At 63.6% G+C, this 10429-nt stretch carries 10 protein-coding genes; 2 read left to right on the plus strand and 8 right to left on the minus strand.

Annotated features, from left to right (window positions below; translation table 11 throughout):
- Positions 1-5: 5 nt before the first annotated feature.
- On the plus strand, positions 6-686 hold the full coding sequence (locus CSAL_RS16760) for a YiaD family glycine zipper/OmpA-like lipoprotein (RefSeq protein ID WP_011508599.1): 681 nt from the start codon (positions 6-8) through the stop codon (positions 684-686).
- Positions 687-796: 110 nt separating this feature from the next.
- Positions 797-1645: a 23S rRNA (adenine(2030)-N(6))-methyltransferase RlmJ gene (locus CSAL_RS16765; RefSeq protein WP_043558744.1), complete on the plus strand. Its 849-nt coding sequence runs from the start codon at positions 797-799 to the stop codon at positions 1643-1645.
- A gap of 64 nt (positions 1646-1709) precedes the next feature.
- Here the strand turns inward: CSAL_RS16765 and efeO (CSAL_RS16770) are convergent, their stop codons facing one another.
- From efeO (CSAL_RS16770) to rpmH, 8 genes are all read right to left on the minus strand, one after another.
- Positions 1710-2546 (minus strand): iron uptake system protein EfeO, encoded by an 837-nt coding sequence (gene efeO / locus CSAL_RS16770; protein ID WP_011508601.1) that lies wholly within the window; start codon positions 2544-2546, stop codon positions 1710-1712.
- Positions 2547-2625: 79 nt separating this feature from the next.
- Positions 2626-3960, minus strand: coding sequence for an iron uptake transporter deferrochelatase/peroxidase subunit (efeB, locus tag CSAL_RS16775; RefSeq protein WP_011508602.1), 1335 nt, complete (start codon positions 3958-3960; stop codon positions 2626-2628).
- Positions 3961-3996: 36 nt separating this feature from the next.
- Entirely contained in the window at positions 3997-5124 is a 1128-nt protein-coding gene (gene efeO, locus CSAL_RS16780; RefSeq protein WP_011508603.1) for an iron uptake system protein EfeO, read from the minus strand.
- Positions 5121-5966 (minus strand): iron uptake transporter permease EfeU, encoded by an 846-nt coding sequence (efeU, locus tag CSAL_RS16785; RefSeq protein ID WP_011508604.1) that lies wholly within the window; start codon positions 5964-5966, stop codon positions 5121-5123. Before efeU ends, efeO (CSAL_RS16780) begins: the two co-directional genes overlap by 4 nt.
- A 184-nt stretch (positions 5967-6150) precedes the next feature.
- Positions 6151-7527: a tRNA uridine-5-carboxymethylaminomethyl(34) synthesis GTPase MnmE gene (gene mnmE / locus CSAL_RS16790; RefSeq protein ID WP_011508605.1), complete on the minus strand. Its 1377-nt coding sequence runs from the start codon at positions 7525-7527 to the stop codon at positions 6151-6153.
- A 99-nt stretch (positions 7528-7626) separates the two neighbouring features.
- Positions 7627-9318, minus strand: a complete 1692-nt coding sequence (gene yidC / locus CSAL_RS16795) for a membrane protein insertase YidC (RefSeq protein WP_043558747.1) — start codon at positions 9316-9318, stop codon at positions 7627-7629.
- An 81-nt stretch (positions 9319-9399) separates the two neighbouring features.
- Positions 9400-9786, minus strand: coding sequence for a ribonuclease P protein component (gene rnpA, locus CSAL_RS16800; protein ID WP_011508607.1), 387 nt, complete (start codon positions 9784-9786; stop codon positions 9400-9402).
- Between the two features lie 11 nt (positions 9787-9797).
- The gene (rpmH, locus tag CSAL_RS16805; protein WP_011508608.1) at positions 9798-9932 is read right to left on the minus strand and encodes a 50S ribosomal protein L34; all 135 of its coding nucleotides are present in this window, start codon (positions 9930-9932) and stop codon (positions 9798-9800) included.
- Between the last annotated feature and the right edge of the window lie 497 nt (positions 9933-10429).

Consider the following 10429-nt stretch of genomic DNA (forward strand, 5'->3'; position numbering starts at 1 on the left):
GACGCATGCAACGCTCGATATGGATGGCGGTACCGCTGGCCTTGGCAATCGGTGTCACGGGGTGTGCCAGCAACGGGACGCAGACCGGTCAGCAGCAAGGCGATCATGGCAAGACCTTTGGTGGCGCCGGCATTGGGGCCGCCGTGGGCGCGGTTGCCGGGGCATTGACCGGCGACGGCAGCACCAGCCGTCGCGACCGTGCGTTGATCGGGGCCGCGGCGGGCGCCGCCATCGGCGGTGGGGTCGGCGCCTACATGGATGCCCAGGAAGAAAAGCTGCGCAGGGATCTTGATGGAACCGGCATCGGCGTCGATCGCCAGGGCGACAACATCGTCCTCAACATGCCCAGCAGCGTGACCTTCGACGTCGATTCCAGCGCATTGAAGACGCCCGCGCGTCAGGCCCTCAACGATGCCACGGCCGTCATGCGCGAGTACCCCAAGACACGCATCAACGTCGCCGGGTACACCGACAGCACCGGTAGCGCCGATTACAATCAGCGCCTCTCCGAGCGCCGGGCTCAGGCCGTTGCCGACTACCTCGGCCAGGGAGGCATCGCCGCCAACCGCATCAACACGGTTGGCTACGGCGAACGTCAGCCGGTGGCCAGCAACGATACCGAAAGCGGCCGCGCGCAGAATCGGCGTGTCGAAATCACGCTGACGCCGGTCACTCAGCAAGGCTGAATCGGCGTCCTTGCCGCCCCGGGCCTTTGCGCCTCGCCCGGGGCGGCGCGATTTCCCCGTATGGCGGGGAACGGCGTATCATGGTCCCGCCACGATGTTCGAGAATTGCCATGCTCGCCTACCAGCACGCCTATCACGCCGGCAACTTCGCCGACGTGCACAAGCATTTGACCCTGTTTGCCGTCCTCCAGTACTTGTTACGTAAGTCATCCGCCATTACGTATGTCGATACGCATGCCGGGCGTGGTCTTTACCCTCTCGAAGCCGAGGAAACCCAGCGCTTGCGGGAGTATCGTCAGGGCGCAGCTGCCGTATGGGCGGCACGCGAGGTGCTCGCCGACGATTCGCTGCTCGCGGCGTGGTGCGAGCGGCTCGGCGATGCCCAGTCCGGGGCATCGACGCTCAGCCATTACCCCGGATCGCCCTGGTGGCTGGCGAACGACTGTCGCGAGCAGGATCGCCTGGCGTTATTCGAGCTGCATCCAGGCGAAGCGACCCATCTCGAGGCACAAGTGCTGCCGCCTCAGGCGCGACGTCAGCATGCGGACGGCCTGGCCGGCATTCGTGCGCTGCTGCCACCCGCCACGCCGCGATTCTGTGCACTCATCGATCCCAGCTACGAGCGCAAGCAGGAATACACCGACGTCGCGGCTACTCTGCAAGCCGTCGCCGCCAAGGTGCGTCATGCCATCGTGATGATCTGGTATCCGTTGCTGCCCAGCGGTCGTCATCATGACCTGCTGACGGCCGCTCGGCGCAGCGGCCTCCGCAAGCTATGGCGCAGCGAGCTGACGCTTCACCCGCCCGGCGAAGCCACCCATGGGATGTACGGCAGCGGCATGCTGCTTCTCAATCCTCCCTGGGGCATCGACACGCAATTGAACGCGAGCCTGACCCGCGTCGCGTCTTGCCTGGGCGATACGGCCTCGCATGTCTCGCAGTGGTGGGTGCCGGAGTGAGATGACATGCCGCACGACCTCGGCCGTTCTCCCCATGGCCGAGGCATGTCGGTGGCCTGAAGTGTTACAGACCGAGCTTGCCACGCAAGGTCGAGAGGTCCTCGGCCAGCAGGTTCACCGGACCGACGAAGGCACGCCGGTCCTCGTCGCTGACCTGTTCGTAGCTGACGAAACCGGATGTCGGGTCGTCGGTATCCTGCCGATAGTGGGCGAGGGTGTCTTCCACGGCGGCGAAATTTTCTTCGACGCGTTCGACGAAGGCCGGGTCCTCGTCGATCACGAGCGGCTTGAAGAGTTCGAAAATCTTCTGCGAGCCGTCGACGTTGCCCTGGAAGTCCCACAGGTCAGTGTGGCTGTAGCGATCTTCCTCGCCGCTGACCTTGGTCGCGGCCACCTCTTCCATCAACGCGGCGGCACCGCCCACGACGGTTGCCGGCGGAAAGGTCAGCCCCTGCACGCGCGCCTCGAGATCGTTGACATCGGCCATCAGGCGCTTGGCGTAGGGCGCGAAGCCTTGCGTGGTGCGTTGCTCGAACAGGCCGTACTCGAGACGGTGGAAACCGGTGAAGTCGGGATCCTCGACGCCTTTCTCGTAGTCGTCCTCGCGGGCGTCGATGCTGGCGTCCAGGTCGGCGAACAATTCGGCGATGGGCTCGATGCGCTCGTAATAGACCCGTGTCGGCGCGTAGAGGGACTGTGCGCGTGCCAGGTCGCCGGCTTCGACGGCCTGGGTGAAGTCTTGCGTGTGGGTGACGAATCGATCGAGGTTGTCGAGCACATAGAGCTTGTAGTCGGCGACCGGTTCGACCAACGCTTCGGTGGCGACATCGGCCTGGACCGTGCCTTGCAAGGTCATGAGACCGAAGGCGCTGGCGGCAAGAAACAGTGAGCGAGTTGACATGCGGTGACTCCTTTGACGAATCGTGGGTGAGGCCGTCCCGGTCGTGGTGATCGACGCCTTCGGGCGCCTGTCGTTGTGTTCAAGCATGAGAGGCGGCGGCTTCCAGCAGTCCGCGTCCCAGAAAATCGTTTTCGTCGATGACGCCAGGCAGAGTGAAGAAGTATCCACCGCCCACCGGCTTGATGTATTCCTCCAGTGGCTCGCCGTTCAGGCGCTTCTGGACGGTAATGAAACCGGCCTCCAGATCCGCCTGGTAGACGATGAACAGTAGCCCCATGTCGAGCTGACCGTTGGCTTCGACAGCGTTGGAGTAGTTGAACGGCCGGCGCAGAATGCGGTGCTTCTCGAAGCCTGGCGTACGTGGATTGGCCAGACGGATATGCGCGTCCAGAGGGGTGACCTGGCCGTCCGGATCGTCGGAGTAGTCGGGGATATCGTACTCGGTGCCACCGGCCAGCGGAGCGCCGCTATCCTTGCGCCGCCCGAAAATGGCTTCCTGCTCGGCCAGTGGCGCGCGGTCCCAGCGTTCGACGAAATTGCGGATCAGACGCACGACCTGATAGCTGCCACCCCGGGTCCAGGCAGGCTCCTCGCTGTCGTGGCCTGTCCAGACCAGCGCATCCATCAGGGCCGTGTCCGCGGTGTCGGGGTTGGCGGTACCGTCGCGAAAGCCCAGATAGTTGCGTGCGCTGGGCGTGGGGCCAGTGTCGCTGGGGGGCATGACCGGCACCGTGCCTTCCTGCTTCCAGCGCACCATCAGGCCTCCCGGGGTGTGCTTGAGGATGTCGCGCAGGGCATGCACGGTCGTGTCGTGCGTATGGGCGCAGATCTGCAATGACATGTCGCCATGGCAGCGCGATGGGTCGAGAGCGTCGTTGGGGAAGCCGGTCATGCGCTGCAGGTGCCTCGGCTTGACGTCGGCCAGTCCGAAGCGCGCATCGAACAGCGAGGCGCCGAGGGAGACGGTGACGGTGAGGCCATCCGGCGCGATGGTGGGACCGAGAATGCCGGAATCCGCCGGCGGATAACGTGGATCGCCCTGAGGATAGGTGCCGCCTCGGGTGAGAAAGGCGATGCGCTCGGTGAGTGTGCGCAGCAATTGCTCGAGCCCGTCGCGATCCCGCGCCAGCACGTCGCAGGCGACGATCATGCCATTGGCCGGGCGCGGCGTGACAATGCCCTGCTGATGAGTGCCATGGAAAGGATAGGCGTCGGTCGTGGCGGTACTGGTCGGCGCACTCGTCACCTCAGGGCCGGTGTCTGGCATAGCGTCGGCCGGACAGGACCTGGCCCAGGCCGACGTACTCAAGCCGGCCATGGCAATACCGGTTCCGGTGGCGCCGAGGCCTTGCAGGAAACGCCGCCGATCCAGCGAGAATGGGCAGCGCGGCATGTTATCGGAACGATCACTCATGTCGATTAAACCGTGATGAAGCCAAGGGAACGTACGTCAGCCCTGCAGGGCCAGCGTGTGATTGATCTCGCTCAGGGTTCGTGACAGCGCCCGGGTCTCGGTCAGCAACGCGTCGCGATCGGCGGCGGTGCCGGACTCGGGGAGCGCCGTTTTCAGCGCGGCGAGCTCGCTGGTGAGCCGCGAGAGTGTCTGGGGATCGCGTGATTCGAGGAGCGGGCCGAGCAGCGATGCGATCTTGTCGGCGCCCTGAAGCAGACCGCGCAGGTCGAGCAGCTCGCGGGCGTCCAGCGGCGCCTGATCGATGGCGTGGTCGTGCCAGGCGGCCAGGACGCGAGCACTGCCACTGGCCAATTGCGCGGGCGGGATCGCCTGGTGTCGCCAGCGTTCGGCGAGGGTGCGGACATCGTCGCGCAACTGGGCGGAAACCGGCGCGAGCCCTGCGGTGGTGGACGCCTCGAACAACCCTTGTGCCAGGCGTTGAAAGCCGATGAAGTTCGGGTCCTCGTCCCGCTGAGCGAAATACTCGGCGCGGGCGTTGAGGCGCTGGTCGAGATCGCTGAACAGGCCGGTGGCCATCGCCAGACGCTGGTCGATCAGGCGTGCCTGTGCGTAGGCATCACGGGCTGCCGCCAGGTCGCCATCCTCAATGGCCCGATGCAAGGTATCGGCGGCGTCGATGAGGCGACGACTCTGCAGTGTCAGATAGACCTTGTATTCGGCGAGGGCGCCCAGGAAGTCCTTGTGCGACAAAGGGGAGGCCGGTGACGCATCATCGGCGGCGGCCACGTGGAGCGTGCCACGCGGATTGCTCAGCAGGCCGCAGGTCATGCGGTAGTCGCCTGCCGGCAGGCGCGCGGTCAGCGGCTGTCGGAGTCCGGGCGCGATGTTCTCGCGCTCCGCGATCACCATCACGCCGTCGAGGATCTCCCATTCGATGGCGCGCTCGGAGCGATTGACCACCGTAAAGGTCGTCTCGCCGGCCGAGACGTCGAGGGCGTTGGGTTCGCAGCCGGCATCGGTGATCACGACGCGTGGGCCTGCGATCGTGTCGTCTTGCGGTTCCAGGGACATCACGAAAACGCCCAGCGCAGCGAACATCGACATGGCCGAGACCAGTACGCCGAATTTCAGGAAGCGTGGCGGCGGCAATGGCGCGGGGCTCATGACGGTTCTCCATGCGATGCGCGATGGGCGGCGGGAGAGCTCCGGCGAGCACGCTGGAAGAAGATCCCCAGTGTCACCAGCAGATAGCCGCCATAAACCACCGCTTCGCCGAGCGTGGGCGCCGGCTGATACCCGAGGATGCCCGACAGGATCGCGCCGAGCGGTGAGTCCAGCGGCAGCCACTCATTGAGATCGAATACCCGTTGCTGGGCATGATTCCACCAGCCTGCCTCATGCAGGGCCCTGACCGAGCCGGCCAGCAGCCCGGCGGCCACCAGCAGCATGAAAACGCCCGTGAGCCGGAAGAAATGTGCGAGGTCGAGGCGCAGACTGCCACGATAGAGGGCCAGCCCCACCGCCACCGAGGTGACGATACCCAGCAACGCCCCCAGCGGTGCGGACCGGTCGGTACTTTGCTGAAATACCGCGAGCAGGAAGAATACGGACTCCAGGCCTTCGCGGGCCACGGCCAGAAAGACCATGCCGATCAACGCCAGGGTATGGCGGCGGCCGGTGAAGGCGTCCTCGAGTGCGCCGGTCAGTGTCCGCCGCATGTTGCGGGCGGCGCGACGCATCCAGAAGACCATCCAGGTCAGCACGCCCACGGCAATCAGACCCACGAAGGCTTCGAACAGCTCTTGCTGACGTTGCGGGAACGCTGCGCTTGCGAACTGCAGGCCGGCCCCTGTCGCCAGTGCCAGGGCGGCAGCGAGAAATATGCCGATCCATACGGCGGGCATCCAGGCACCGCGCCCGGTATGGCGAAGATAACTGGCGATAATGCCGACGATCAGAGCGGCTTCGAGCCCCTCGCGCAGCATGATGAGAAAGGGGACGAGCATGTCGCGGGTCCTGGCAAGCTGTTTGAACGGAATCCATAACGAAGAAAAATGAGATTCGTTATCGTTTATAGCTTACGCCGACCCCCGGAGAGTGGCAAGCCAATTCCAGTATCGATTCATTCTTGCTGATGGAAGCAGGACCGGCGAAGACCAGGCGGCGATGCCGGACGGGCACCGCGCGGTATCATTTCCCGATGCAGAAACTGCCGAAGATCTCGCCGAGCAGGTCATCGGCGGTGAACTCGCCGGTGATCTCGGACAGCGCCTGCTGTGCGTCGCGCAGGTCCTCGGCGAGCAGCTCGCCGGCGCCATGGCCGCGTAGCTGGGCGATGCCGTTGTCGAGGGCGTCGCCGGCGCGATCCAGGGCATCGAGATGTCGACGGCGGGCCGAGAAGCGTCCTTCGGTGGTGGCGTCGAAGCCCATCACCGCCTTGAGATGCTCCTTCAGGTTATCCACACCCAGACCGGTCTTGGCGGAGAGCCGCACGATCGGAGGGGATGTGGATAAGTCGCTTTGCTCGGTTTCGCCGCTCTCGTCGATCTTGTTGCGCACCAGGGTGAGGCGCTCGGGATGCGGTAGGCGCGCGACGAATTCGGGCCAGAGTTGCATCGGGTCGGTCTGTGTCGTGGTCGTCGCATCGACCAGCAGCAGCACCCGATCGGCCTTCTCGATTTCCTCCCAGGCACGCGCCACGCCGATCTTTTCGATGGCATCCGGCGTATCGCGCAAGCCGGCGGTATCGATGACGTGCAGCGGCATGCCGTCGATGTGGATATATTCGCGCAGCACGTCCCGAGTGGTGCCCTCGATATCGGTGACGATGGCGCTGTCGCGCTCGGTCAAGGCGTTGAGCAGGCTCGACTTGCCGGCATTCGGACGCCCGGCGATGACCACGTTCATGCCCTCGCGCATCAATGCCCCCTGGCCGGCGGCGGCGCGCACCTCGCCAAGCGTCTCCTGGGCACCCTGAAGCATCGCGGCCACCTTGCCATCGGCGAGAAAGTCGATCTCCTCCTCGGGAAAGTCGATGGCGGCTTCGACGAACATCCGCAGCTCGATCAGCTTGTCGACGAGTGCCGAGACCCGCGTCGAGAACTCGCCCTGCAGCGAACGCAGGGCATTTTCGGCGGCAGCTCGGGAGCTGGCGTCGATCAAGTCGGCGATCGCCTCGGCCTGGGCCAGATCGAGCTTGTCGTTGAGAAAGGCGCGTTCCGAGAATTCGCCGGGGCGTGCCAGGCGCGCGCCGAGGGCGACGCAGCGCGCGAGCAGCAGGTCCATGATCACCGGCCCGCCATGGCCCTGCAGCTCGAGCACGTCCTCACCGGTAAAGGAATGAGGGCCGGGAAAGAACAGGGCGATGCCTTCGTCGAGCACCTGCGCGTCGGCATCGTAGAAGGGGCCGTAGTGGGCGTGGCGTGGTGCCGGGCAGTGGCCGAGGATGCGTTCCGCGAGGTCACGGCTGGCCGGGCCCGAGAGGCGTATGATGCCCACGCCGCCGCGCCCCGGGGGCGTGGCGATCGCGGCGATGGTGTCTTGTCGATAAAGAGGCGTGGCGGTCATGAGATTCTCCGACTCCGTGCCGGCATTTTCCCGGTGATGGGCCAAAAACGCCAGACCCCCGCTAAAGCGGGGGTCTGGACACGGGAAACGAGGCGAGCGTCAGCTCTTGGCTTTACTCGTTTTTCCCGACTCGCCATCGGCTTCGATCTTGCGCGTGATGATCCACTGCTGAAGGATCGAGATGACGTTGTTGCAGATCCAGTAGATGACCAGGCCTGCCGGGAACCACAGGAAGAAGAACGTGAAGACCACGGGCAGCATCTTCATGATCTTCGCCTGCATCGGGTCCGGCGGCGTGGGATTCAACAACTGCTGCACGAACATCGAGGCACCCATGATGATCGGCAGGATGAAGTAGGGATCCTGTGCCGAGAGATCGTTGATCCACAGAATGAAGGGAGCGTGGCGCAACTCCACGGATTCCAGCAACATCCAGTACAGCGCGATGAATACCGGCATCTGCACGACGATGGGCAGACAGCCCCCCAGAGGATTGATCTTCTCCTTCTGGTAGAACTTCATCATCTCTTGGGACATCTTCTGCCGGTCGTCGCCGTACTGTTCCTTGATGCGCTTCATCTCCGGGCCCATCTTGCGCATCTTGGCCATCGACTTGTACGCCTTGGCGGACAGCGGGAACAGCACGATCTTGACGATGACCGTGAGCAGCACGATCGACCAGCCCCAGTTGCCGATCAGGCTATGGATTTTCGCCAGCAGCCAGAACAGCGGATTGGCGATGAACCACAGCCAGCCGAAGTCGACGGTCAGCTCCAGATGAGGGGCGATGGCCTCCAGACGATCCTGGATCTTCGGCCCCATGTAGAGCGTCGCGGCCATGCGGGTCGTTTCGCCGGGGGCGATCTGCTGCGAAGGACCGGCAAACGCGGCCACATTGCGATCGCGTGAATCGATGTTGGCGTAGTAAAGGTTTTCCTGGTTCTGCTCCGGCACCCACGCCGAGGTGAAGTAGTGCTGGATCATGGCGACCCAACCACCCTCGGATTCGACGTTGTTGAATTCGCCGTCGCGAATGTCCTCGAAGCTGATCTTCTCGTAGTTGCTTTCTTGCGTGGAGAAGGTCGCCCCCAGGAAGGACTTCATGCCCATGGAGACGCCCTGGCTGGGATCATCGCTGTCATCCCGCGCCAGCTGACCGATGAAGCGTGCCGACACCGGCGTCTGGCTCTCGTTGTCGAGCCGATATTCGACATGGACCGCGTATGCATTGCGATCGAAGACGAAACGCTTGATGACGTTCACGCCGTTGACCTCAGCCTTGAGGTCGACGGTCAGGCTGTCCTGATCCTCGCCGAGGGTGTACTCCGTCTGCTCGGGGGTATAGGTAATGCGCCCTTCGTGCCCCTCGAGCTGCAGGCCCGACTTGGCGACATAGCTGCGTACGTTGTTGTCGCTGAGAAGCACGAACGGCTGATCACTGTCCAGAGACGCCTTGTGCTTGGGCAACGCGGCGTACACCACATCGCCGCCGCGCGGATCGATGCGCAGGTCCAGTACGTCGGTACGCACCTGGATGAGGCCGTTGGCGTCGGTCTGGGACTTCTCGCCGGGCATGCCGGCACTGTCTGGCGATGCGTTATTGCCGGCGTTGGAAGCCGAAGGCGCCGACAAGCCTTCACTGGCGTCATCGCTATCGGTGGTACCTTGCGCCACGCTGGTGGGAGCGCTGTGTTCGACATTGTTCTGCCCGTAATCAGCGTTCCACTGAATGACCAGCAGATAGGCGAGCACCGCGAGCGGGATGACGAGTAAGAGTCGTTTTACGTCCATAAGGATTCTGCCCGGTGAAACATTCTGACGACACATCCCCACCGGCGGAGCGCACACGGCGGGCGTGGCGGGAAAGGCCGATCAAGGGGATGGGGTGGACGCGACCGACTGCTTGCGAACGTCTTTTTCCAGGCGCCGCCACATGCCGTGCAGTTGGCGATGCAGGGTAGCATTGTCCAGTGCATCAACTCCGCGACGAGCGAGAACGATGATGTCCACGGCGGGGAGACGATGTGACTGGAGGCGAAAGGATTCACGGACGAGGCGTTTCAGACGGTTACGGTCGACGGCACGGCGCACGTTCTTCTTGCTGAATACGAATCCCACCCGCGGGTAGCCGAGAGCGTTGGGGCGCGCAAGCACCAGAAGGCCCTTGCCGTGCACCTTGAAGGACGCATGAGCGAAGACGTGCTGATAGTCCCCGGCGGTAAGCAGACGCTGTCGCCGGGGAAAGCCCTGATCGGACATTCGTTGCTCAATCAGGCGCTCAGACGCTTGCGGCCCTTGGCGCGACGGCGAGCCAGCACCTGGCGGCCGTTCTTGGTGGCCATGCGAGCACGGAAACCGTGCACGCGCTTGCGCTTTAGAACGCTCGGCTGAAAAGTGCGTTTCATAGCTGCGAATTCTCACGTGGTTGTTTGGAAACGGTTGAAACTGAAGAGCCCGGCACGTTGGCACCAGGCGGTATTCGGCTCAAGACCGGCAATTCTAGTGAATCCCCAGGGCAGGTGCAATTTTTCTGGCGCTTTTATCCACACCTCTTTTTGCGACGGCCCTCGCCGGGGGAGCGCGATCCGTCTCGAGACTCGAAGGTATGGGGACATCATCATGTGCTGAAGAGAAGGGGGCTTTCCACCGTCCAACAGCCACTTCCATTACTACAGGTTTGTTTTCTACTGATGTTGTTATTAATGGTGGGGACAAATTTTGTGGATAACCCAAAAAAAGATCAGAATGTCATGTAGTTGGCGTGTTCCTCTTTGTGTGGGGAAGTTGCGGGTGTCCCGTGGGAAAGCTGTCGATGTCGTTGTGGGTAACACGTCATCTGTCCACAGGCATGCTGGCGTCCCCGATGTGTGGACAATCTGTCCCCGTGGTTGGCGGCCCGGTT

The sequence above is a fragment of the Chromohalobacter israelensis DSM 3043 genome (genome assembly GCF_000055785.1).
Taxonomy (GTDB): Bacteria; Pseudomonadota; Gammaproteobacteria; order Pseudomonadales; family Halomonadaceae; genus Chromohalobacter; species Chromohalobacter israelensis.